The 22,750-nt window shown below is 75.2% G+C and carries 19 protein-coding genes; 8 read left to right on the top strand and 11 right to left on the bottom strand.

Annotated features, from left to right (window positions below):
* Positions 1 to 11: 11 nt before the first annotated feature.
* The 4 genes from WDV06_RS02690 to zapE form a co-directional block, all read right to left on the bottom strand.
* On the bottom strand, positions 12 to 896 hold the full coding sequence (locus tag WDV06_RS02690; protein WP_395507948.1) for a PPK2 family polyphosphate kinase: 885 nt from the start codon (positions 894 to 896) through the stop codon (positions 12 to 14).
* Between the two features lie 4 nt (positions 897 to 900).
* Positions 901 to 2,241: an alkaline phosphatase PhoX gene (locus tag WDV06_RS02685; RefSeq protein WP_395507947.1), complete on the bottom strand. Its 1,341-nt coding sequence runs from the start codon at positions 2,239 to 2,241 to the stop codon at positions 901 to 903.
* A gap of 158 nt (positions 2,242 to 2,399) precedes the next feature.
* Positions 2,400 to 2,825 (bottom strand): OsmC family protein, encoded by a 426-nt coding sequence (locus tag WDV06_RS02680; RefSeq protein ID WP_030234726.1) that lies wholly within the window; start codon positions 2,823 to 2,825, stop codon positions 2,400 to 2,402.
* A gap of 62 nt (positions 2,826 to 2,887) precedes the next feature.
* Entirely contained in the window at positions 2,888 to 3,994 is a 1,107-nt protein-coding gene (zapE, locus tag WDV06_RS02675; RefSeq protein ID WP_395507946.1) for a cell division protein ZapE, read from the bottom strand.
* A 36-nt stretch (positions 3,995 to 4,030) separates the two neighbouring features.
* On the opposite strand from zapE, the gene WDV06_RS02670 reads away from it, so the two are divergent.
* The 7 genes from WDV06_RS02670 (at position 4,031) to WDV06_RS02640 (ending at position 11,884) form a co-directional block, all read left to right on the top strand.
* A complete protein-coding gene (locus WDV06_RS02670; RefSeq protein ID WP_395507945.1) occupies positions 4,031 to 4,813 on the top strand; it encodes a pyrimidine reductase family protein in 783 nt (260 codons plus the stop codon).
* Between the two features lie 148 nt (positions 4,814 to 4,961).
* Complete coding sequence (locus WDV06_RS02665; RefSeq protein WP_395507944.1) at positions 4,962 to 5,429, top strand: indole-3-glycerol phosphate synthase; 468 nt, start codon at positions 4,962 to 4,964, stop codon at positions 5,427 to 5,429.
* Between the two features lie 49 nt (positions 5,430 to 5,478).
* Positions 5,479 to 6,873 carry a UDP-N-acetylmuramate--L-alanine ligase gene (gene murC / locus WDV06_RS02660; protein WP_395507943.1) on the top strand — a complete coding sequence of 465 codons (1,395 nt, stop codon included), beginning with the start codon at positions 5,479 to 5,481 and terminating at the stop codon, positions 6,871 to 6,873.
* A gap of 15 nt (positions 6,874 to 6,888) precedes the next feature.
* On the top strand, positions 6,889 to 7,296 hold the full coding sequence (msrB, locus tag WDV06_RS02655) for a peptide-methionine (R)-S-oxide reductase MsrB (RefSeq protein ID WP_395507942.1): 408 nt from the start codon (positions 6,889 to 6,891) through the stop codon (positions 7,294 to 7,296).
* Between the two features lie 222 nt (positions 7,297 to 7,518).
* Entirely contained in the window at positions 7,519 to 8,034 is a 516-nt protein-coding gene (locus WDV06_RS02650) for a hypothetical protein (RefSeq protein WP_395507941.1), read from the top strand.
* Positions 8,035 to 8,246: 212 nt separating this feature from the next.
* Entirely contained in the window at positions 8,247 to 10,349 is a 2,103-nt protein-coding gene (locus WDV06_RS02645; protein WP_395507940.1) for a hypothetical protein, read from the top strand.
* Positions 10,346 to 11,884, top strand: coding sequence for an ABC transporter substrate-binding protein (locus tag WDV06_RS02640; protein WP_395507939.1), 1,539 nt, complete (start codon positions 10,346 to 10,348; stop codon positions 11,882 to 11,884). Before WDV06_RS02645 ends, WDV06_RS02640 begins: the two co-directional genes overlap by 4 nt.
* Here WDV06_RS02640 and WDV06_RS02635 read toward each other — a convergent pair.
* The 7 genes from WDV06_RS02635 to WDV06_RS02605 all read right to left on the bottom strand — a co-directional run bounded on the left by WDV06_RS02635 (position 11,868) and on the right by WDV06_RS02605 (position 20,312).
* Entirely contained in the window at positions 11,868 to 12,791 is a 924-nt protein-coding gene (locus WDV06_RS02635) for an NAD-dependent epimerase/dehydratase family protein (RefSeq protein WP_395507938.1), read from the bottom strand. The two genes, WDV06_RS02640 and WDV06_RS02635, sit on opposite strands and share 17 nt — an antisense overlap.
* Positions 12,788 to 13,969, bottom strand: coding sequence for a cytochrome P450 family protein (locus WDV06_RS02630; RefSeq protein WP_395507937.1), 1,182 nt, complete (start codon positions 13,967 to 13,969; stop codon positions 12,788 to 12,790). Before WDV06_RS02630 ends, WDV06_RS02635 begins: the two co-directional genes overlap by 4 nt.
* Positions 13,966 to 14,721 carry a glycosyltransferase family 2 protein gene (locus tag WDV06_RS02625; protein ID WP_395507936.1) on the bottom strand — a complete coding sequence of 252 codons (756 nt, stop codon included), beginning with the start codon at positions 14,719 to 14,721 and terminating at the stop codon, positions 13,966 to 13,968. Before WDV06_RS02625 ends, WDV06_RS02630 begins: the two co-directional genes overlap by 4 nt.
* Positions 14,718 to 16,196, bottom strand: coding sequence for an AMP-binding protein (locus WDV06_RS02620; RefSeq protein WP_395507935.1), 1,479 nt, complete (start codon positions 16,194 to 16,196; stop codon positions 14,718 to 14,720). The genes WDV06_RS02625 and WDV06_RS02620 overlap by 4 nt, the downstream gene beginning before the upstream one ends.
* Complete coding sequence (locus tag WDV06_RS02615) at positions 16,196 to 16,945, bottom strand: glycosyltransferase family 2 protein (protein WP_395507934.1); 750 nt, start codon at positions 16,943 to 16,945, stop codon at positions 16,196 to 16,198. The genes WDV06_RS02620 and WDV06_RS02615 overlap by 1 nt, the downstream gene beginning before the upstream one ends.
* Positions 16,942 to 17,976: a 3-oxoacyl-ACP synthase III family protein gene (locus tag WDV06_RS02610; protein ID WP_395507933.1), complete on the bottom strand. Its 1,035-nt coding sequence runs from the start codon at positions 17,974 to 17,976 to the stop codon at positions 16,942 to 16,944. The genes WDV06_RS02615 and WDV06_RS02610 overlap by 4 nt, the downstream gene beginning before the upstream one ends.
* A 137-nt stretch (positions 17,977 to 18,113) precedes the next feature.
* On the bottom strand, positions 18,114 to 20,312 hold the full coding sequence (locus WDV06_RS02605) for a GTPase-associated protein 1-related protein (RefSeq protein ID WP_395507932.1): 2,199 nt from the start codon (positions 20,310 to 20,312) through the stop codon (positions 18,114 to 18,116).
* A 328-nt stretch (positions 20,313 to 20,640) separates the two neighbouring features.
* On the opposite strand from WDV06_RS02605, the gene WDV06_RS02600 reads away from it, so the two are divergent.
* Positions 20,641 to 22,701 (top strand): phosphocholine-specific phospholipase C, encoded by a 2,061-nt coding sequence (locus tag WDV06_RS02600; RefSeq protein ID WP_395507931.1) that lies wholly within the window; start codon positions 20,641 to 20,643, stop codon positions 22,699 to 22,701.
* Positions 22,702 to 22,750 lie beyond the last annotated feature (49 nt).

Here is a 22,750-nt window from a genome sequence, read left to right as displayed (position 1 = left end):
AAAATATATGACTATCCGTCCATCAGCCGGGCACGGCACGCCTCGACGTCGAACCGGGCCGGCGGGTACCGCGGGTCCAGCTCCTCCAGATGCTCCAGCAGCAGCCTGCTGACCGCCCAGTTCCGGTACCACTTGCGGTCGGCGGGCACCACGTACCAGGGCGCGGCCTCGGTGGAGCACCGCTCCAGGACGCGCTCGTACGCCTCCTGGTAGGCCTGCCACGACCGGCGTTCCTCGATGTCGGCCGGATCGAACTTCCAGTGCTTGTCCGGTCGGTCGAGCCGCCGCAGGAGCCGCTCGCGCTGCTCCTCGAAGCCGACGTGGAGCAGGACCTTCACCACCGTCACGCCCTCCTCGGCCAGGGAGTGCTCGAACGCGTTGATCTCCCCGTACCGGCGCTCCAGGACCTCGGGCGGCGCCAGCGCGCGGACGCGGGCGATCAGTACGTCCTCGTAGTGCGAGCGGTCGAAGATGCCGATTTCGCCCGGCCGGGGCACGGCCTTCCCGACCCGCCACAGGAAGGGGTGCTCCTTCTCCTCCGGGGTGGGTGCCTTGAAGGCGGTGATGCGGCAGCCCGAGGGGTTGAACAGGCCGATCACGTGCTTCACCGTGCCGCCCTTGCCGGAGGTGTCCATGCCCTGGAGCACGAGCAGCAGCCGGCGCCGGTCCCCGGCGGTGCTGGCGGCGTAGAGCCGTTCCTGGAGGTCGGCGAGCGGTCCGGCCAGGCCGGCTGCGGCGGCCTGCCCGGCGCGCTTGTCGGTGGGGCCCGCCGGGATGGCGGAGGACGCGTACGCGCCGAGGTCGACCCGGCCTCCGTGCCGGGCCCCGGTACGGACCCGCAGCAGCTCCCGCAGCGGGGTCCCGGCCCCGTCCCGGCGGCCCCTTCCGTCGGTCACGGCGTCAGCGCCAGGGGCCGGTGACCGCGAAGGTGGTACCGGGCGTGTACGCGTTGACGTACATCGTCCGCGCGTCGGGGGAGAAGGTGACCCCCGCGAACTCCCCCCACGCCGGGGCTCCGGGTCCGCCGATGTCCTGGGCGTTGCGCGCCACCGGGTAGACCTCTCCGGCCGGGGTCACCCCGAAGACGTACTGCTCCCCGCCGCCGTCCTCGCACACCATCAGCCCGCCGTCCGGTGCCAGGCAGATGTTGTCGGGGGAGTCCCCCGGAAGGCGGACGTCGGCCGCCGGGCCGAAGCGCACCTCCAGCCGGAGCCGGCCGCGCCGCGGGTCGTAGGACCAGACCTGCCCGTGGTGGTCGGCGGCGGCGCCCTCGGAGCCGCGGGCGTAGCTGGAGACGAAGTACACCCCCGTCCCGCCCCAGTAGCAGCCCTCCAGCTTCTGCGCGTGGGTGATCCCGCCCGGGCCGAAGTCCTGGAAGCGGATCGGGGTCCCCGCCGCCGAGGGGTCCGGTACGCGGACCCACTCCACCGGGAACTCCGCCCCCGGCCGGTCCACCACCGACAGGTCGGGCACGCCGGGCACGCGCAGCGCCTCCAGCACGCCGCCGGCCCGCAGGGAGCCGGGGCCGCCGAGCGGGCGGGCGGGCAGGAAGCGGTAGAAGAGGCCGAAGGGCCTGACGAAGGCGTCCTCGGTCTCGTAGACCACGCCCCGGTACGGGTCCACGGCGACGGCCTCGTGGGCGAAGCGGCCCATCGCGGTCAGCGGTACGGCGCCGAGCCGGTGCGGGTCGGCGGGGTCCACCTCGAAGACGTACCCGTGGTCGCGGGCGTACCCGGAGGCGCCGGCCCGGTCCTCGGTCTCCTCGCAGCTCAGCCAGGTGTTCCAGGGGGTGCGGCCGCCCGCGCAGTTGACGGCCGTCCCGGCCAGGCCGACCCGCTCGGCGGCGAGTCCGCCGCCGGGGTCCAGTTCCAGGACGGTACAGCCGCCGAGGGCCCCGGGGTCGTACGTGAGCCCGTCCACGGCGGGGACGCGCAGCGCGGCGTCCGCCCGGTTCTCGTGGTTGCGCACCAGGCGGACCCGGCCGCCGCCCGCGCCGAAGGCGGCCATGCCGTCGCAGTGGGACGGGACCGTGCCCTCCCCGGACCGCAGCGGGTCCCCGGCGCGCGACAGCACCCGGTACGAGAATCCGGCGGGCAGGTCCAGCAGGCCGCCCGGGTCGGGCAGGAGCGGCCCGTACCCGTGGGCGGAGGCCCGGGCGCGGCCCGAGGCGAAGAGCGGGCCGAGGGCGCCGCTGAAGGCGACCGCGCCGGCCGCGAGCAGGCTGCGTCGGGTGACGGACATCGGCGATTCCCCGGGGGGTGGCGGGAGATGTGACCGGCCCGTGGTACCACGCCGGACCCCCGCCGCACCGGCGGCGCGTGCGCGCACGCGGCCCCGTCACCCCACCGGGCCCCGGCGCGTGGACGCGCGGGGCCCGGTGACGGCGACGGCGGAGGGGATCAGACGAGCTCGGCGCTCAAGGTGATCGTCGTACCGGCCAGGGCCTGGCTGACCGGGCAGTTCTTCTTCGCGTCCTCGGCGGCGGCGGCGAAGCCCTCCGCGTCCAGGCCGGGGACCTCGGCGCGCACGGTCAGGTGGATGCCGGTGATGCCCTCACCGGGCTGGAAGGTGACGTCCGCCTTGGTCTCCACCCGGGTGGGCGGGGTGCCCGCACCGTCGAGGCCGTGCGAGAGCGCCATCGAGTAGCAGCTGGAGTGTGCGGCGGCGATCAGCTCCTCGGGGCTGGTCTTGCCGTTCGCGGCCTCGGCGCGCGAGGGCCAGGACACCTCGAACGAGCCCCGGCCCGAGGAGTCGAGGGAGACGGTGCCGGCGCCCTTGAGCAGGTTGCCTTCCCAGACGGTGTGCGAAGTACGCGTGGTGGCCATGGCGGGTCCCTTCACGGAAGTGGATACGGCCGGGCCGCGAAAGCGTCCCGGCCGTGCCCAACCTACTGGGACACCAGGGGTTTTGCGTCGCGGGCGAGCGCGGTGAGCCGCGATATGGCTCGGAAGTACTTCTTCCGATAGCCCCCGTTCAGCATGTCCTCACTGAACAGCCGGTCGAAGGGCACTCCGGAGGCCAGGACCGGCACCTCCCGGTCGTACAGCCGGTCGGCCAGGACGACCAGGCGCAGTGCCGTGGACTGGTCCGGCACCGGGACGACGTCGGTCAGGCAGACCGCGGCGATCCCGTCCGTGAGCGCGCCGTAGCGGCTCGGGTGCACCTTGGCGAGGTGTTCCAGCAGGCCCGGGAAGTCGTCGAGGCTCGCGCCGGGGGTCGCGTACGCGGCCTTGGTGACCTGCTCGTCGGAGAACGGCGCCGGGGCCTCGGGCAGGCCGCGGTGGCGGTAGTCCTGACCGTCGATGCGCAGCGGCCGGAAATGCGCGGACAGGCCCTGGATCTCGCGCAGGAAGTCGGCGGCGGCGAAGCGGCCCTCGCCGAGCTTGCCGGGCAGCGTGTTGGAGGTGGCGGCCAGCGCCACGCCCTGCTCGACCAGGCGGCTGAGCAGGGAGGACACCAGGACGGTGTCGCCCGGGTCGTCCAGCTCGAACTCGTCGATGCACAGCAGGCGGTGTCCGCCGAGGGTCTGCACGGTCTGCTGGAAGCCGAGCGCGCCGACCAGGTTGGTGAGCTCGACGAAGGTGCCGAAGGCCTTGAGCGCGGGCTCGGCCGGGGTGGCGTGCCACAGCGAGGCCAGCAGGTGGGTCTTGCCGACGCCGTAACCGCCGTCGAGGTAGACGCCGCGCGGGCCCGCGGCCGGGGCGGGCGCCTTCTTCTGGAACCACTTGCGCTTGCCGGCGCCGCTGGCATGGGCCCCGCCGAGGCCGGCGGCGAAGCCGCTCAGCACGGTGACGGCCTCGCTCTGGCTCGGCTGGGCCGGGTCCGGGTTGTAGGTGTCGAAGCGCACCGAGTCGAAGCGCGGCGGCGGGACCATCTCGGCCACCAGCCGTTCGGCGGGCACGCGCGGCTCGCGGGCGCACAGGGCCAGCGGGCCCGCGTCGGCTATCGGAGGCTGCCCGGAGGCAGGACCAGAGGTGGAGAGTGATGTTGACACAGCTCTTAACTCTACGGGGCGTGTCACACTGCACCGATGCGACGCCTGTTCCCTGTGACCGATCAGACATCCGCCTCTCCGGGGGCCGCGGCCGACCGAGAGTGGTCGCTGGACGAGCTGGCGGAGGCCTACGCCTACCCCGACCTGGCCCCCGGTGCGCACTGGCTGCGGGCGAACATGGTCTCGACCCTGGACGGTGCCGCCCAGCACGACGGGCGCTCGCAGCCCATCTCCGGCGAGACCGACATGCGGATCTTCGGTACCCTGCGGGCCCTGGCGGACGTGGTGATCGCCGGCGCGGAAACGGTTCGCCAGGAGGGCTATCGCCCGGCCCGGGCCCGTGAGGCCTTCGCGGCCCGCCGCGAGGCCGCCGGCCAGGGTCCCGCCCCGGCCATCGCGGTGGTCACCGCGAGCCTGGACCTGGACTTCACCCTGCCCCTGTTCACCTCCCCCCTGGTGCCCACCCTGCTGCTGACCGGCGCCGGCGCCCCCTCCGACCGGGTCGCCGAGGCCACCGCGGCCGGGGTCGAGGTCGTGGTGGCCGGCGAGGGGGCCGGGGTGGACCCGGCGCGGGCCGTACGGGAGCTGGCCGCGCGCGGGCTGCGCCGCCAGCTGACCGAGGGCGGGCCCCGGCTGCTGGGCCAGTTCGTGGCCGCCGACGCGCTGGACGAGCTGTGCCTGACCGTCTCCCCGATGCTCACCGCGGGCGACGCCCAGCGGATCGCCGGCGGGCCCTCCGTCACGGTTCCGCACCGGCTCGCACCGGCCTCCGTACTGGAAGAGGCCGGGTTCCTCTTCACGAGCTACCGTCGGATCTGACAAGGGAGCGGAATTTCGCGTTCCGCTTAGCTTCCGAAGGGTACGTAGCTGGGCACGTATACCTGCGCACGCCCCGCGCCACAGCGGGGCAGGATGGTTTCCGCAGGGGCCGGCCGACCGGCCTCGGCGCATGAAGGAGAGGGCGTCCGTGTTCACGAGCGTATTGATGATCGAGCAGCCGCTGACCACGGTGGACGTGGACTTCGTCACCACCCTGCACGGAGACGAGCCCGTCTCCTTCGTCGTCCTCATGCAACCCAGGGGTGACCGGGACCGACTGCTCCGTGCCATCGACGACGTAGCGCTCGGCGAACTCCCCGAAGCCCTCCACGAGGCCGACGAACCCGAGGGGGAGGCCGCCCGCGGCCCCGCCGCCCAGGCCCTCGCCCACTCGCTCGCCGCCCTGCGCAAGCACGGCGCCCAGGCCGTCGGACAGATCGTCGAGGAACACCCCCTCGACAGGCTCAAGCACGTCGTGGACGAGGTGAACGCCGACGAGGTGATCGTCCTGACCGCCCCGCACTACGTCGAGGAGTTCTTCCACCGGGACTGGGCCTCCCGCGCGCGGCACAAGGTCGGGGTTCCGGTGCTCAAGCTCTTCGCCCACAACGAATAGGCTGGGGCGGGACAGCACCACCCCACCCCTCGATCCTGGAGCGACCTGAATGAAGCCCGGCCTGCCGACCGCGATGGAACGGCCCCACTTCATCGGCATCGGCGGCGCCGGCATGTCCGGCATCGCGAAGATCCTCGCCCAGCGCGGCGCGCAGGTGGCCGGCAGCGACGCCCGTGACTCCGAGACCGCCGAGGCGCTGCGCGCCCACGGCGCCACGGTCCACATCGGGCACGCCGCCGACCACCTCGCCCCCGGGTCCACCTGCGTGGTCGTCTCCAGCGCCATCCGCGCCGACAACCCGGAGCTGGCCCGGGCCGCCGAGCTCGGGATCCCCGTCGTGCACCGCTCCGACGCCCTGGCCGCCCTGATGGACGGCCTGCGCCCCATCGCCGTCGCCGGCACCCACGGCAAGACCACCACCACCTCGATGCTGGCGGTCTCCCTCTCGGCGCTCGGTCTGGACCCCTCGTACGCCATCGGCGGCGACCTGGACGCCCCCGGCTCCAACGCCCACCACGGCGAGGGCGACATCTTCGTGGCCGAGGCCGACGAGAGCGACCGCAGCTTCCACAAGTACGCCCCGCAGGTCGCGATCATCCTCAACGCGGAGCTCGACCACCACGCGAACTACGCGTCGATGGAGGAGATCTACGAGTCCTTCGAGACCTTCGTCGGCAAGGTCGTCCCCGGCGGCACCCTCGTGGTCGCCCATGGCCAGGACGGCGCCGCCGAGATCGCCCGCCGCGTCGCCGGCCGCGCCGGCCTCGACGTCGTCACCTACGGCGAGGACGAGAGCGCCGACGTCCGCATCACCAAGATCACCCCCCGTGGTCTGACCAGCGAGGTCACCGTCCTCCTCGACGGCCGCCCGCTCACCTTCACGGTCTCCGTGCCCGGCCGCCACTACGCGCACAACGCCGTCGCGGCCCTCGCCGCGGGCGTCGCCCTCGGCATCCCCGCGCACAACCTGGCCTCCGCCCTCGGCAAGTACACCGGCGTCAAGCGCCGCCTCCAGCTCAAGGGCGAGGCCGCCGGCGTCCAGGTCATCGACTCCTACGCGCACCACCCCACCGAGATGACCGCCGACCTGGAGGCCATCCGCGGCGCCGCCGGCGACTCCCGCATCCTGGTCGTCTTCCAGCCGCACCTCTTCTCGCGCACCCAGGAGCTCGGCAAGGAGATGGGCCAGTCCCTCGCCCTCGCCGACGCCTCCGTCGTCCTCGACATCTACCCCGCCCGCGAGGACCCGGTCCCCGGCGTGACCAGCGAGATCATCATCGCCGCCGCCCGCGCCGCCGGCGCCGACGTCACCCCCGAACACGACAAGGGCGCCGTCGCCGACGTGATCGCGGGAATGGCCAAGCCCGGTGATCTCGTTCTCACGATGGGCGCGGGCGACGTCACGGACCTGGGACCCCAGATCCTCGCCCGCCTGTCGAACTGAGGGAGCGGGAGCGTCATGGCGTACGAGGTCCAGAAGACGGACGAGCAGTGGCAGGCGGAGCTGACCCCGTCCGAGTACCAGGTACTCCGCCTCGCGGGCACCGAGCCGGCCTTCCGCGGTGAGTACACGGACACCAAGACGGAGGGCGTCTACTCCTGCCGCGGCTGCGGCGCCGAACTGTTCCGCTCCTCGGAGAAGTTCGAGTCGCACTGCGGCTGGCCGTCCTTCTACGACCCGAAGGACTCCGAGGCGGTCGAACTGAAGGCCGACACCTCCCACGGCATGGTCCGCACGGAGGTCCTCTGCGCGAAGTGCGGCTCCCACCTGGGCCACGTCTTCGAGGGCGAGGGCTACCCGACCCCCACGGACCAGCGCTACTGCATCAACAGCATCTCCCTGCGCCTCACCCCGACCGAGGACTGACGCGGACCCGCCCGCGGAAGCCCCGGAAACCACCGGTTTCCGGGGCTCTCGGGTACGAGCGCAGCGCAGCGGCAGCCGCGATCCGCAAGGGTGGGCGACCGGCGTGCCTGGTGGGCGGGTTCCGTCACGGGCACCGCTGCGCGAGAGGGCAAGGACGCGGCGAAGCGGCGGCCCCGTGCTTCACGCATCGCGCTACCGGACACCCTGTGCCGCTGGCAGAGCATGCGCGCGCTGGCCTACGTCCATCTGCTGGCCGCCGGGACCACGGACGCCGGACTGCTGCGCGACCTGGAGGTGGTCCCGGGGCAGGAGACGGCCGGTGACCCGGCCCTGCCCGACGTCCTGGCACGCCTGGAGCGGTGTGCCGTCGCCCTGCCGCCGGACCTCGTGGACGCCGTCGTCAATGACTGCGGCGGTCTGCTCGCGGACAACCGGTTCGCGGCGTCCGTGCCGGCCGCCGGGCTCGCAGCCGATTCCGGCCCGGCCGACGCGGACGGGGCGGTCTCCCGCGCGGTGGTGCTCACCGGCTACTGGTACGAGACACCGGCCCGGCGCGGGGGCCTCGCCCTCGCTTGGAGCGCCAACCTGTTCGTGCGCTCCTGGCTGTGGTGGTCGGCCCACTTCACGTACGGCGACCCGGCGGGCGGCATCGGCATCACCACGGACCCCCGCCCGCCCCGCCCGTCGCCGTCCGCCCTCCCGGCCTGGGCGGCCCCCCTGCCGGACCGGGCGACCTGAGGGTTGGTCGCCCTACCCGCACGGTCCGGGCCGGCCGTCCACAGCATCTCCCTGCGCCTCACCCCGGCCTCCGACAACAGCCCGCGGCGTCACGAATGGGTAACCGGGGCAAGGGCCGTGCCCATATGCCACTGGCGGGGCGCCGGACTCGCCTACTCTCCTTCCATCGCGGCGCCGCTCGCACCGCGAAGCCGGAGGACTGGGGGGTCGCGGTGACGCTGTACGGACGCTCTGCGGTACTGAACACCGTGGTTCCGTCCCTCGTCGGACTGGCGTCGAACGGGCCGAAGCGATTACGCGTCCCGGAGGGGACGCCGCTGCTGCTCGTGTGCGGCGGCGGCCGGGGATCCGGGAAGAGCGCCCTGTTGAAGGCCCTGTCCGAGCAGTACGCGGACCGCGTCCCGCAGGCGTACGCGGACCTCGCCGCCGACCGCTTCGGCCAGCCGGGACTCGCCGCGCCGGCCGACGGCGATGCCCCGAGGAACGCCTCGTACACCTCGGACCTGCTCTTCTACCTGATGGACGGCCTGAGCCAGAAGCCGAGCCGGTTCGGGGGCAAGCTGTCCTTCCCCCGGCTGGTGCAGGGACTCCTCGCGATCAGCAGCTGGGAGCCGGTGCGCCCGGCCGAGCTGCCGGCCGCACGGCACCGCCTCGGCGAGCTCCAGCGGGCCGGCCAGCCCGACCAGCAGGCCCGCAACGAGCGGGTCCTGGGCTGGATCGACGAGGTGGCCGGCGCGCTGCCGGCGGTGGGCGGCATGCCGCCGGGCGTCGACGAGATGGTGCGGGCCCTGCTGCGCATCGTCGCCACGGAGCTGCTCGGCCCCCGCGCCAACAAGGAGGGGCTCAAGTGGTGGGGGGCCCGACGGGTGGGACGCCAGGGTGACGGGCTCGCCCAGCTGACCGAGCTGGCCATGGCCTTCCGCGGCGAGGCGGAGGACCGCGAACACGCGGAGCGGCACCTGCTGGCGGCCCTCCTCGCGGACATCGCCGGCCACTACGGCTGGCTGAACACGATGAACCGGGTGCCGCGCCCCCTGCTGCTCCTCGACAACGCCCACACCCCCGCGGGCGCGGCCTTCCTGGACGAGCTGGCGCGGGTCTGGCACGAGGAGGCCGCCGGGGAACGGGCCCCGCGCCCGGCCGTCGTCGCCACCGCGCTGGACGAGGATCCACCGGTACCGGACCCCGAGGACACCGCGCCCTCCACCCGCAGCGCCCCCGGCGCGTTCTGGCGGGCGGACGGACCGCCGTCGCCGGCCGGATGGCTGGCGCACCTTCCCCTCGCGCCCCTGACCCTCGACGAGGTCAAGGAGATGTTCGGGGAGGACAGACCGGGGCCCGGGACCGCCCAGGTGATCCATCGGCTCAGCGCCGGGAGGGCCGGCGTCGCCCACACCCTCGTCCAGGCCGCCCGGCTGCGCATGCGCCTCCACGACGGGGCCGCCGGCCTCGACCCGCTCGGCCTGCTCGACCTGTGGACCGGCCCCGAGCCCGGTACGACCGTCAACGAGCGGATCCTCGCGACGCTGCTCCCCGGAGAAGTCGCCCGGCGACGCCTGACGTACTACTCTCCCGCTCTCGACGGCGAGGCGGTGCACCTGCTCGCCGCCAACCACCCCCCGGGCGATCCCGGCGGCGTACCCGTCCTGGAAGCCGCGGCCGAGCTGCGGGACGGGCGCTGGGGGTGCCGGCCCTGGCCCGGCACCGACGGCCCGTTCGTCGGCGACCCCGCGCTGCGCGCGCTGCTCCTCCACCAGCTCACCGCCCTCACCCAGCGGACCCCCTTCGGTGAGCAGTGGAAACACGTCCACCTGCGGCTGCGGTCCTTCTACGACCCCCACGGCCGCGGCATCGCGGCCGAGCGGCCCGACACGCGGTTCCTGCACCACTCCCTCGCGCTCGGCGAGGAGGAGCCCGTCGTCCACGCCCTGCACCGCCGGTTCGCGGAGCAGGACGCCCCCGACTGGCTCACCGCCCTCAACCTGGTCTGTGCCGCGCCCCGCCCGCCGCAGGCCCTTCCGCCGCCGCCCCCGTTCACCGCCGTGTGCCGGGCCTGCACGGCCGAGAACGACCCGGTCCACCGGGCCGTACGGCTCCTCGTGTCCGCCCTGTGGGCGCAGTCGCCGCCCCTCATGGCACCCCGGCAGGACCTGATCGGCACCGTCAGGCTCCAGCTGCTCACCCTGGCCATGGCCCAGAGCGGCGCCCCCGCCGCCCAGAAGGTCCTCTACCGGGCCCACGAGGAGTGGCCGACGCTCCTGGCCAACTGGCGCCAGCCGCCCCACCTGCCCACCTACGGAGGGTCCGCATCATGAAGCTGTTACCCGACGGCCCGCTCTACCGGGCCCTCGTGATCTCCGTCCTGGCCGTCGCCCTGGTGGCCGGCGGCTACTACCTCTACACCGGGGTCATCAGGGAGGACCTGTCCTGCGCCACCGGAGTCGAGCGGCGCGGACCCCGCCACGAATGCACCGGCGTCACCGACGGCCGTTACTCCTACGCCAAACCCCTCGACCAGGTCTTCGCACGCATCAAGGCGGAGAACGACAGCGTCGAGGGCAAGAACCCGGCCACCATCGCGCTGATGATCCCGATGACCTCCGACAACGACGCCGAGCAGCGCGAGTTCGTCGAGCAGGTCCAGGGCGCCTACCTCGCGCAGTACCGCGCCAACCACCGGGCCAACGGCAAACAGCCGCCCATCCGGCTGCTGCTCGCCAACCCCGGCCGGAACTACGCGTACTGGCGGCCCGTCGCCGACGCCCTGGTCAAGGCCGCGGCCTCGGAGAAGGAGAACCTGAGGGCCGTCGCGGGCATCAACATCAGCCTCAGGGAAACCGCGGAGACCGTCCGCTACCTCACGCACGACAAGGGCATCCCGGTCGTCGCCGGCCCGATGACCGCCGACGACATCAAGAACGGCGCCGACAACACCTACCCCGGCCTCGCCCGCATCGCCCCCAGCAACACCGACCAGGCGAAGGCCCTCGGCTCCTACGGGGCGGACATCAAACCGGCCGAGACCATGGTCGTCGAGGACATCCGCGAGGGCGACAACTACCTGTCCACCCTGCGCGAGACCTTCCGGAAACTCGCCGCGGGAGCCCCCAACGCCCCGGAGACCTTCCGCTCTCCGCCGGACTTCACCCAGGAGGCCAACCTCGCCAACGACTTCCACCAGATGGTCCCGGACATCTGCTCGTCCAACGCCACGACCATCTACTTCGCCGGCCGGCCCGTACAGCTGCGCCAGTTCCTGATCGAGCTGGGCGGCCGCAAATGCGACAAGCACTACACCGTCGTCACCGGCTCGCACGCCTCCACCCTGACCGTCGACGAGAAGTTCGCGGACCAATGGGGCGCCCTCAGGACGGGAGCGGGCATCACCGTCCGCTACGCGGCGCTCGCCCACCCCGACGCCTGGGGCGAGGGGAGCACCGAGGCGACCGGCGGCTCCAAGGACGCCCTGCGGGAACTCGCCTCCCTCCTCCGCGAAGCCCAGCCCGGGTCCGGTCCCTCGATCGGCCCCGGAACCCTGTCCGACGGCCGCATCATCATCACGTACGACGCGGTCACCACCGCCGTCGCGGGCATCCGCAACGACACGGTCGGCGCGGTGAAGATGCCCGGCCTCACCGACGTCCGCGACAGCTGGCTGCGTCTGCACGGCACCAACCGGGTCGACGGCGCCAGCGGCTGGATCTGCCTCGACCAGTACGGCAACCCGCACAACAAGGCCGTGCCCATCGTCCACCTCGACCCCACCACCAAGACCGCGGTCTTCGACCGGATCGCCTGGCCGGCCGGGCACGCTCCCGACGCCAACTGCAGCATCAGCAACGGCGGTTGATCCGGTCCTGGGCGCAGGAGCCGAGGTAGTCCTCCAGGGTCCGGCGCGGGGTCCAGCCCCGGGCGCGGGCCCTGGACAGGTCCAGGACCACCGGACGGGACAGTTGGTCCAGCCCGTAGCGGCTCAGGGCCGGCTCCCCGCCCGTCAGGCGGGCCGCCGACTCCGCCGCCCGGGCCGCCGCCGCGGCCAGGGGCCGCGGGAGGTGGCGGATCCGGGCGGGGACGCCGTGGGCGCGCAGGACCGCCGCGACCGCCGCGTCCCGGCCGTACGGGGCCGCGTCCGCGATGTTGTACGCGCCCGGGGGCCACGCCGGGGCCGCCAGGCAGGCGTCCGCCAGGTTCTCCACCGCCGTCAGGCTGAGGCGGACGTCCGGGCCGGGGAGGAAGAGGGTGCCCGCACGGACCCGGGACACCAGGCGGGGCAGGAGCTGGGTGTCGCCCGGGCCGTAGACGGCCCTCGGGCGCAGCACCACCGCGCCCGCCGCCAGGGCCAGGGCCTCGCCCTCCGCCTTCGTGCGGCCGTAGGCGTTGAGGTGGTTCGAGCGGGGGTGGTCCTCCGTGATCCGGGACCGGTCCGGGCGCGGGTCGTAGACGCTCGCACTGCTCACCCACACCACCGGCCGCCCCGCCGCCGCCCGCAGCAGCCGGGCGGTGCCGTCCACGTTGACGGCGCGCATCGCCGCCTCCGCCCGCGAGCCCGGCGCCGGATCGCCCACCGCGGCCGCGCAGTGCACGACCGCGTCCACACCGGACAGGTCCGGCTCCCGCGCCGCCGCGTCCCAGTACCGGTACCCGCCCAGCGGGCCCGGCCTCCGGCCCAGGCAGACCACCCGGAAGCCGGACGCGGCGGCCGCACGGGCCACGTGCCCGCCGCAGAAACCACTGGCACCCGTGACCGCGACCCTCATGCGCCCGCTCCCGCGGCCGTCCCGGGCCGGTACGGGCAGAGCCCGGGAGGCCCGGCCGCGGCGGCGCCGGTGCCGGCCGGGGGTGCGCCGGCCGTGCCCGCCCTCAGCCCCAGCTCCCGCCACCCCGGCAGGGCCGCACGGCGGTCCACCCGGGAACGCGTCACCACCGGCCGGTACGGGGCCAGGGCCTCCAGGGTGTCGGACAGCTGGGCGGTCGCCAGGCGGGCGCCCGGGCAGGCGTGCGGGCCCGCGCCGAAGACGAGCCGGGCCACCCCCGGCCCGGCCGGGCAGCGGCCGTCCGGGTCACGCCCGTGGGCCTGCGCCGCGTGCCGGGCCACCAGCAGCAGCCGGTCCCCGCCGCGCACCGGGCTGCCCCCGACCACCCCGTCCGCCGCCGCCACCCGCGGCAGCACCGGCGAGGCCGCCGTCACCCGCAGCAGCTCCCGCGCCAGCAGCGGCCGCAGCTCCGCGTCCGCGGCCTGCCCCCACAGCCCGGCGTCCGCGCACCACGCCACCGCCCGCGGCAGCGCCGCCACCGTCGTGTTCACCGCCGCCACCGCCAGCATCGCGCAGAGGGGGTCCCCGTCGGGCAGCAGCGCCCGCAGCCGCTCCGCCGACCTGGCCGCCTCGGCGGCCGCGCCCGGCCGCGGCAGCCCCGGCAGGTGGTCCCGTACCGAGGCCGCCGCCGCCTCGGCGCACGCCCGGGCGAGGGCCCGGGGGTCGGCCGCGCTGTCCAGCAGGGCGCACACCACCGACCCCGCCAGCTCCCGCGCCAGCGCCACCGCGTCCACCTCCCCGCCCCGCCCCAGCGGCGCGAGTCCCCGTACCAGCAGCGGCCGCCACACCTCCCGCAGCCGGTCCACCCCGGCCGCGCCCAGCCCCCCGGCCAGACCGCGCCGGTCCGCCCGGTGCCCGCCGCCCTCCTGGTCGAACAGCACGCCCCCGGCCCCGCCGAGCGCCTCCCGCGCCGCGCCGCCCGTCGTCCCCGCCGCCGTCCGGTCCAGCGGCAGCCGGGTCAGCGCCTCCCGGTACGCGTCCGCACCGTGCACCAGCACCGTCCCGCCGAGCCGGCGCACACCGCGCCCGCGCGTCGCGGCCAGCAGCCCGAAGAGGAGGGGATGGCTGCGCAGGTACACCCGGCGGTCCCGTCTGCGGGCCCGCGTATGAGGAGTGGTCATCGGACGTGGACCTCCCACGTGTCGGCGGGCCGGTAGCGCCGGTCCCAGTACCAGAGCAGGGTGCGCCGCGCACCCCAGGAACGCAGCCGCCGCAGGCTGTTCTCCACCACCAGCCGTTCGCAGCGCACGACGCGCGCGCTGTGCTCGCGCGCCCGGTTGAGCAGGGTGACGTCCTCCGACCCCTCCTCCAGCCGCTCGCGCGGCGCCCCGCCGCAGCGGACGTACAGGTCCGCGGTGATGCCGAGGTTGTGGCCGTGGCACAGCACGTACGGGGCCCGGAACCGCGGGTCCCGGTGTGCGGTCCGCCACCGCCCGTACAGCGCGGTCAGCCGCACCAGCGCCGGCAGCAGCCGGGCCTCGGCGAACGTCGGCCGTTCGTCGCGGCGCGGCACGCTCCGCCCGCACAGCATCTGTGCCCCCCGCCCGAACTCCGCCCGGGCCACGGCCGTCCAGTCCCGGGCCGGCAGGCAGTCCGCGTCCGTACGCAGCAACAGGCGTGCCCCGCCCCGCACCGCGTGCCGGAACCCCGTGTCGGCCGCCGTCCCCGCACCCGGCTCCGGCTCGTGGACCAGCTCCACCGGGAACGGCGCCGAGCGCGCGAACTCCCGTACGATCCGGGCCGTGCCGTCCGTCGAGGCGTTGTCGACGACCACCAGTCGGAAGCCGGTGTCCTCCTGCGCGGCCAGCGCCGCCAGGGTCGCCCCGATCGACCCCTCCTCCTCGTACGCCGGGACCACCACCCACAGGCTCACCGCGCACCCCCGCCCAGACGGGCCGCCGCCAGCGCGGACACCGCCGCCCGGTCCGGTTTGCGCGAGCGCCCCGACAGCGGGATCTCCGCGAACAGCAGCGCGTCCGGCCGGGCCGTGCCCATCGCCCGCAGCGGCTGCGACAGGGCCGCCCGCAGGGCCGGTTCGGGCACCCCGCGCTGCGGCTGCACCACCGCGACGAGCCGCTCGTCCCCGTCGCCCGCCGGGACCCCGACGAGCACACCCAGCTCCACGCCCGGCACGTGCAGGCCCGGCTCGTACAGGCCCGGGTAGATGTTCTCGGCCCGCCGCAGCACCATGTCCTTGCAACGGCCCTCCAGCACGATCCGTCCCGCCGCGTCCACCCGCGCCCGGTCACCCGTACGCACCCACGGGTCGGGATCCTCCCCCAGGTAGCGGTCCCGGGCCGCCGGGCCGGTCAGCAGCAGCTGCCCCTGCGCGTCCACGGCGGTCCGCACCCCGGGCAGCGGGGAGCCCACCAGGTCCCCGGCCCCCTCGAAGACGGCCTTCTCCCGGGACTCCACCGCGGCGGCCGGGAACAGCTCCGTCAGCGCGTACACCCCCCACGCCTGCTCCGCCCCCGCCTCCCGCACCCGCCCCAGCAGGGCGGCGCTCGCCGGGGCCGACCCCGTCCACACCCGCCCCCCGAACCGGGCCCCCGCACCGAGGGCGTCCCGCAGCTGCGGCGGGGTCAGGTACGTGTCCCGGGGCGACAGCCGCGCCAGCTGCCGGGCCAGCACGGCGGGGGAGCGGGCCGGCAGCGCGACCGGCGCGCCCTGCGCCAGCGAGGGCACCAGGACGAAGAAGGTCCCGCCCAGGACGGGCCCGCCGCCATGCGCGCCGAAGAGGGAGGACACCGTCTCCATCCCGGCCGCCAGCCCCGCCCGCGTGTGCACCACCGCCCGCGGCCGGGAGGTGGTCCCGGAGGTGAACACCACCACCGCGTCCCCGTCCCCCTCGTACCCGGCCGGCACCCCCGCCCGCGGGGCACCGAGGTCCAGCGCGGGCGCGCAGCCCGGCAGCCGGGGTCCGACGGTGGCCACCGGCCCCAGCGCGGCCAGCTCCGGCAGCTCCAGCCGGGCCCGCCGGGCGAGCGGCGCCGCCCACCCCGCCACCGCCTGCGCGGCCGCGTCGGCCAGCACCAGCGCCGGCCGGGCCAGTTCCAGCCGGGCCCGCAGCACCTCCGCCCCCGCCCCCGGGTCCAGCACCGCCCCGCGCAGCCCCAGCCGCCACAGCGCCAGCAGCACGGCCAGCGCGCGCGGCCCCGGCCGCACCGCCACCCCGACGGTGTCCCCGGCCCGCAGACCCCGGGCGTGCAGGGCGGCCGCGAACGCGTCGGCCAGCTCGACGAGACCACCCCCGGTGGCGCGCACCCGGGTGGCGCCGCTCCGGGAGGCGGTGAGGACGGCCGGCCGCTCGGGCCGGGCGCGCAGCGCGTGTTCGAGTCGGTCCAGCATCAGCGGGGGTCGTCCGTTCCGTGTGTGCCGCTGCCCTGGTCCAGGTACCAGCGGGCGGTGCCGACGAGCCCGTACGCGCGCAGCCGGCGGGTGGAGTTCTCCACGACCATCCCCCGGCAGCGGGAGATCCGGTCGGTGTGGCGGCGGACCGCGTTCAGGAACAGCCGGTCCGTCGGTGAGGGGCGCCGCGGCATTCCGCCCACGGCCAGGTACAGCTCGGCGGTGATCGCCATGTTGTTCCCCGCGTGCATCCGGTACGGCGCCCGGTAGCCGTGCCGGCGCGCGTGCTGCGGGCGCAGCCGCCCGAAGAGCGCGGCCACCCCCACCAGCGAGGCGAACACCGCCCGGCCCAGCGGCCCGTGCTCGTCGCGCCGCGCGGTGATCCGCCCGCACACCAGCCCCGGGCGGGCCAGCAGGGCGGCCCGCGCCGCCCCCGCCCATCCGGGCCCGGGCAGGCAGTCGGCGTCCGTCCGGGCCAGCAGGGCCGCGCCGCGCGCGATGGCGTACCGGAAGCCGGTGTCCACGGCCGCGCCGACGCCCTTCTCCGGCTCCTCGATCACCTCGACCGGGAACGGCGCCCGGGCCGCGAACTCCCGCGCGACGGCGCCCGTTCCATCCGCCGAGGCGTTGTCGACGACCAGCAGCGTGAAGTCCCGGTCCCGCTGCGCCGCCAGCGCCCGCAGCGTCCCGCCGAGCCGGGCCTCCTCCTGGTGCGCGGGCACCACCACCCACAGGCGGGCGCCGCTCACGACTTCTCCCAGACCATCGTCATGATGCTGATCCCGCCGCCCAGCCCGACGAACAACACGCGTTCGCCGGACTTCAGGCCGTCGTACACGCGGTCCAGCTGCACGCCGATGCTCGCGCTCGCCACGTTGCCCAGCTCGGGCACCGTCACCACCAGCTTGTCCGCCGGGACCCCGGTCAGCTCGGCGAACCGCTCCAGGTACGGGACGGTCACCTGGTGCACCAGCACCTTCGCGAAGCCGTCCCAGCCCGTCCCGGCGCGGTGCAGCGTCCGGTCGATGACGGCGGTGCCCGCCTTCTCGAAGACCCCGCGCAGCTCGTGCCCGTCACCCCGGAAGTAGGTGTACGCGTCCCCGCGCGGGTGCCGCGACCCGCCGCCCGGGATCCCGCCGACCTCCCAGTGCTCCGAGTGCGTCTCGCCGTCCACGTCCAGGATCCCGCCGCGCTCGACCGCCTCGACGACGACGGCCGCGCCCGCGTCGCCGAAGGTGTATCCGGCGAACGCGCCGCGGAACTCCGCGAAGTCGGCCGGGTCCTTGCGGACCGCGCGGCTCGGGGTCTCCCCGGTGACCACGAGGGCCCGGCGGGCCCGGCCGGCGAGGACCATGCCGCGGGCCAGGTCGATGCCGTTGACGAAGCTGTTGCAGGCGTTGGTGACGTCGACGGCGTGCGCCCGGGAACCGAGTTCGGCCTGCACGATGTGCGCGGTGGCGGGCTCGACGAGGTCCCGCGACGCGGACGCGAAGACCAGCAGGTCCACGTCGAGCGGGTCGAGCCCGGCCGCGTCCAGCGCCCGGCGGGCGGCGCCCGCCGCGAGCGTGGAGGCGTACACCCCTGCGGGCGCGACCCGCCGCGAGACAATGCCGGTGGCCAGGGTCAGCATCCGGTCGGGCAGCGCGATGCCGCTGCGCCGGGTGACCTCCCGCTGGAGGTCGTCGGAGGACAGCGCGTCCTCGGGCAACAGGCTGCCGACGGCGGTGATGCCGACGCGCGGCCGCGGGTGCGGATACGGATCACGGGGCTGTGGGGACATGCCTCCACGATGGTCCCGTGGGGGCGGGCGGGCCTGAGTACGGATGCTCAGATCCCCTGCGGGGGTGCTGAGTAGGGGCCCGGTACGACACCTCAGGCGCCGGGGCCCGGGCGGCCCCGGCGCCGATGCGGGGCCGGTCAGCCCGAGGTTCCCGGCGGGGGCGCGCCGAAGCCTTCCCGGAGGCGGTCGCGGAGGTCCGGCGGGAGTTCCCCGCCGAAGTGGCGCAGGAGTTCCGACGCCAGCTCCGGCGCGTACGGGTCGGCGGGCGGGGCCTCGGTGGCCGCTCGGGCCAGGAGGTCCCAGGTGCCCGCCCGGCGGTGGACCGCAGCGCCCGTCGTGGCCAGGAGGAGGCGGGCCTCCACCGGGGTGGGTGGTTCGTCGGCCCAGACCAGCCGCATCCCCGTCCGCAGCACCAGCGGCTCCGCGTACGGGGAGACGCCGGCCTCCCGCAGCAGGGTGTCCAGTGCCACGACCCGGTCCCCGGCGGGGCGTCCCCGGGCGCACATCCGCAGGTGGGGCAGGGCCTCCGCCGCCCCCAGCCGGAACCCGGTGCGGCCGAACAGCCGGGCCCCGGCCGCCGGGTCGCCCGCCGCGAGGGCGTCCAGCCGGTCGAGTACGAGGGCCCGCAGCGCCGGCAGCTGCGCCAGCGCGGCCCGCACCTCCTCCCCGTACGCCCCTTCCGGGTCCGCGAGCAGGGCCCACGCCAGCTTCCGGGCCGCCTGCGGGAGCAGCCCGGCGGCCCCGGCGTCGGGTGCGGCGGCCGACGGCAACAGACCTGCCGGCACGTCCGGTTCCCCGCCACCCCCGGCCAACACGGCCCGCAACTCCGCCCCCGCCTCCGCCCCGAGCACGCCTCGCGCGCCCGGTTCCGGCTCGGTCCTGAGAGCGTCCGGGGCCCCGGGCTCCGGCTTCGCCGTGAGCGCGCCTCGCGCCCCTCGGCCCGGCTCCGCCGTGAGGGTGTCCGGGGCCTCGGGTTCCGGCTCCGCCGTGAGCGCGCCCCGCGCCCCTGGTTCCGGCTCCGGGGCGAGCGTGTCCCGCGCCTGCGGGTCCGGCTCCGCCGTGAGGGTGTCCTGGGCCTCGGGTTCCGGCTCCGCCGTGAGTGCGCCCCGCGCCCCTGGTTCCGGCTCCGGGACGAGCGTGTCCTGCGCCCTTGGGTCCGGCCCGGTCGTGAGGGAGTCCTGGGCCTCGGGGTCCGGCTTCGCCGTGAGCGCGCCTCGCGCCCCTGGTTCCGGCTCCGGGGCGAGCGTGTCCCGCGCCTGCGGGTCCGGCTTCGCCGTGAGGGTGTCCTGGGCCTCGGGTTCCGGCTTCGCCGTGAGGGTGTGGTGAGGCTCCGGGTTCGGCTTCGCGTTCCGTGTCGTCGTCGGCCGCTGCGGGGCGGTTGCCCCGGACGGGTCCTCGCCCGGCGGCAGCAGCGCCGCCGGGAGCGCGTGCGTCCGTACGCCGTCCGGCGCGTCCCCGTGCCCGGCGGCCCACTCGGCCGCCGCCGCCCGGGCCGCCGAGCCCAGCGGCACCCCGGCCGCCAGCGCGAGCGCGGCCAGCGGCCCGGCCGCGTACGGCTCTCCGGGCAGCCGGCGCACCTGCGCGAACACGTCCGCCCGGCCGGCCCGCCACACCGCGGCGGCCGTCCGCGCCCACAGCGCCGCCGGGCCCCGGGGCGCCTCGGGGGCCGGCCCCCGGGCGGTCTCGTACACCCGGTGGCGCCGGCCCCCGCCCTCCAGCACGCCGGCGTCCTGAGGCAGGACGCCGACCAGCCGCTGCGGGGCGGACAGCGGCCGCCGCGTGTACGTGGTGAAGCCGAGCCCCTGCCCGCGCGCGTGCGGCAGCACCCCGCAGGCCAGCATGACCCACCGGGCCACGTCCGCCGGGTCCGCCTCCACCAGGACGACCCGCGGTGCGCCCGGCTCCTCCGCGGCCCGGCGCACGTCGTCGAAGAACGCGGCGAGCCACGGCCCCCGGGCGGCGACGAACCCCGCCATCGCCTCCCGGTCGTACGGCCCCGGCGGCGGTATCCGGTCGAGCGCGGGCGGCGGCCCGTCCGCCGGCGTCCGCTCCCGCCAGCCCGCCGAACCCCAGGCGGTGACCGGCAGGGCGCCCCGGGCCTCGCCGGGCAGGTGCACGGCGTGCGCGTGGAACCCCGCGCCGGTGCGCACGGCGCGGGCCAGCAGCCGGCTGCCGTCCGACAGCACGTTCAGGCTCAGCGCCTCGGGCCGGTCGCCACCCGGCGGCGGCTCGTACCCCAGGAGCGGCTCCGCCTCGCGCAGCAGCGCCGCGGACACCCCGGGCGTCACCGCGGTGAAGCCGGACCCGCCCTCGTAATGGAGCTGCGGAAGGCTCACGCGTCCCCCTCCGTCCCGTGGGCACCGTCCACTGACGTGCCGTCAGGGTGCGCAGGCGCCACTTCGCCGTACCGTCGGTCTCCGCACCGTTCCGCCCCCGGAGCGCACGGCATGCCCGGTCCCGATCCCCGCCATGCCCCCGCGCCCCCCGTGCTGTGTCTGGGAGGTCATTCCACCAGATGTGCGGCCCGTTCGGGAGTTCCGCCCCCGGCGGCTTCCGTTCGCCCGCTGTACGGCCCGACGTCAGACAGGGATCTCCGTCCGGTACCCCGGGGCCGCTGTCCTTGGGGCGCCCGACTCCCCCTCCACCCCCAGAGGTCGTCACACCATGGCTGAACTGAACCGACGCAGGTTCCTCCAGATCGCGGGCGGCGCCGCCGCCGCCACGATGCTGGGTGAGAGCATCGCCCGCGCCGCCTCCATACCGGCGCAGGGCAGCACCGGAACCATCCAGGACATCGAGCACATCGTCGTCCTCATGCAGGAGAACCGGTCCTTCGACCAGTACTTCGGCTCCATGAAGGGCGTTCGCGGCTTCGGGGACCCGCGCCCCGTGCTCCAGGACAACGGCAAGTCGGTCTTCTACCAGTCCAACGGGACGAAGGACGTCCTCCCCTTCCACCCGCAGGTCAACGACCTCGGCATGCAGTTCGTCGAAGGCCTCAACCACGACTGGGCCGGCGGCCACCAGGCGTACAACAACGGCAAGTACGACAAGTGGGTGCCCGCCAAGACGACCACGACGATGGCGTACATGACGCGGAACGACATCCCGTTCCACTACGCCCTCGCCGACGCCTTCACCGTGTGCGACGCCTACCACTGCTCCTTCATCGGCGCCACGGACCCCAACCGCTACTACCTGTGGACGGGCCACACCGGCAACGACGGCACCGGCGGCGGCCCGGTCCTCGGCAACCAGGAGGCGGGCTACGGCTGGAAGACCTACCCCGAGCGCCTGGAGGCGGCCGGGGTCTCCTGGAAGATCTACCAGGACATCGGCGACGGCCTGAACGCCGCCGGCGGCTGGGGCTGGATCGGCGACGCCTTCCGCGGCAACTACGGCGACAACTCCCTCCTGTACTTCAACACCTACCGCAACGCCCAACCCGGCGACGCCCTGTACGAGAAGGCGCGCACGGGCACCAACGCCAAGGCGGGCGACGGCTACTTCGACCGGCTGCGCGCGGACGTGGTGAACGGCACCCTCCCGCAGGTCTCCTGGATCGCGGCCCCCGAGGCCTTCAGCGAGCACCCCAACTGGCCGGTCAACTTCGGCGCCTGGTACATCTCCCAGGTCCTGGACGCGCTGACCGCCAACCCGGCGGTGTGGGCGAAGACGGCGTTCTTCATCACCTACGACGAGAACGACGGCTTCTTCGACCACGTCGTGCCCCCGTACCCGCCGGCCTCCTCCGCGTGGGGCCTGTCCACGGCGGACGTCACCCGCGACCTGTACCCCGGGGGCAACGGCTACACGGCCGGCCCCTACGGCCTGGGCCCGCGCGTCCCGATGATCGTGGTCTCCCCGTGGAGCAAGGGCGGTTACGTCTGCTCCGAGACTTTCGACCACACCTCGGTGATCCGCTTCATGGAGAAGCGGTTCGGGGTGCAGGAGCCCAACATCTCGCCCTGGCGCCGGGCCGTCTGCGGCGACCTGACCTCGGCGTTCGACTTCACCCGGGCCGACGCCGCCCCCGCGTCCCTGCCCTCCACCACCGGCTACGTCCCGGCGGACCACAACGCGCACCCCTCGTACCACCCGGTCCCGCCGGCGACCGGCACCCTGCCCGTGCAGGAGGCCGGCTCCAAGCCGACCCGCGCCCTGGGCTACAGCCCGTACGTGGACGGCGCGCGCACCGTCTCCACCGGAAAGTTCACGCTCACCTTCTCCTCGGGCCCCAAGCTCGGCGCCCACTTCCACAGCACCTCGGGCAACCGCACGGACGGCCCCTGGCCCTACACGGTCGAGGCGGGCAAGACCCTGTCCGACACCTGGAGCACCAGCAGCTCCACCGGCAACAGGATCGACCTCACGGTCTGGGGTCCCAACGGCTTCCTGCGTACCTGGAAGGGCCCGGCGAAGAAGGCCGGCCCGGAGGTCACCGCCCGCCACGCCGACGCCACCGGCAACCTGGACCTGACCCTGACCAACGGCGGCGCGACCGCGGTGAACCTCACGGTCACCAACGCCTACGGCGGTGCCGCCCAGACCTTCAAGGTCAACCCGGGCGCCACGGTGCCGTTCACCGTCGACCTGCGCGCCTCGGGCCGCTGGTACGACGTGACGGTGGTCTCCGACGCCGACACCACCTTCCTGCGCCGCTTCGCCGGCCACGTCGAGACGGGCGCGCCGGGCGTCTCGGACCCGGCGATCAGGACCGTCTGACCCTTCCGGGTGAACCCGTCGCCATCGCGCCCGCGAGGTTAACGCTTGC

Origin of the sequence: Streptomyces racemochromogenes (genome assembly GCF_044129415.1) — a bacterium.
Lineage (GTDB): Bacteria > Actinomycetota > Actinomycetes > Streptomycetales > Streptomycetaceae > Streptomyces > Streptomyces racemochromogenes_A.
Note: the sequence above shows the minus strand (reverse complement) of the source record. Positions and strands in the feature narration are given on the sequence as shown.

Excerpts from the sequence above, each read along its gene's own strand:
- WDV06_RS02600 (WP_395507931.1), top strand. The coding sequence starts at position 20,641 with ATGGCTGAACTGAACCGACGCAGGTTCCTCCAGATCGCGGGCGGCGCC.
- WDV06_RS02630 (WP_395507937.1), bottom strand. The coding sequence starts at position 13,969 with ATGACCACTCCTCATACGCGGGCCCGCAGACGGGACCGCCGGGTGTAC.
- WDV06_RS02635 (WP_395507938.1), bottom strand. The coding sequence starts at position 12,791 with ATGAGGGTCGCGGTCACGGGTGCCAGTGGTTTCTGCGGCGGGCACGTG.
- msrB (WP_395507942.1), top strand. The coding sequence starts at position 6,889 with ATGGCGTACGAGGTCCAGAAGACGGACGAGCAGTGGCAGGCGGAGCTG.
- WDV06_RS02650 (WP_395507941.1), top strand. The coding sequence starts at position 7,519 with ATGCGCGCGCTGGCCTACGTCCATCTGCTGGCCGCCGGGACCACGGAC.
- WDV06_RS02685 (WP_395507947.1), bottom strand. The coding sequence starts at position 2,241 with ATGTCCGTCACCCGACGCAGCCTGCTCGCGGCCGGCGCGGTCGCCTTC.
- WDV06_RS02610 (WP_395507933.1), bottom strand. The coding sequence starts at position 17,976 with ATGTCCCCACAGCCCCGTGATCCGTATCCGCACCCGCGGCCGCGCGTC.
- WDV06_RS02620 (WP_395507935.1), bottom strand. The coding sequence starts at position 16,196 with ATGCTGGACCGACTCGAACACGCGCTGCGCGCCCGGCCCGAGCGGCCG.
- WDV06_RS02670 (WP_395507945.1), top strand. The coding sequence starts at position 4,031 with ATGCGACGCCTGTTCCCTGTGACCGATCAGACATCCGCCTCTCCGGGG.
- murC (WP_395507943.1), top strand. The coding sequence starts at position 5,479 with ATGAAGCCCGGCCTGCCGACCGCGATGGAACGGCCCCACTTCATCGGC.
- WDV06_RS02680 (WP_030234726.1), bottom strand. The coding sequence starts at position 2,825 with ATGGCCACCACGCGTACTTCGCACACCGTCTGGGAAGGCAACCTGCTC.
- WDV06_RS02640 (WP_395507939.1), top strand. The coding sequence starts at position 10,346 with ATGAAGCTGTTACCCGACGGCCCGCTCTACCGGGCCCTCGTGATCTCC.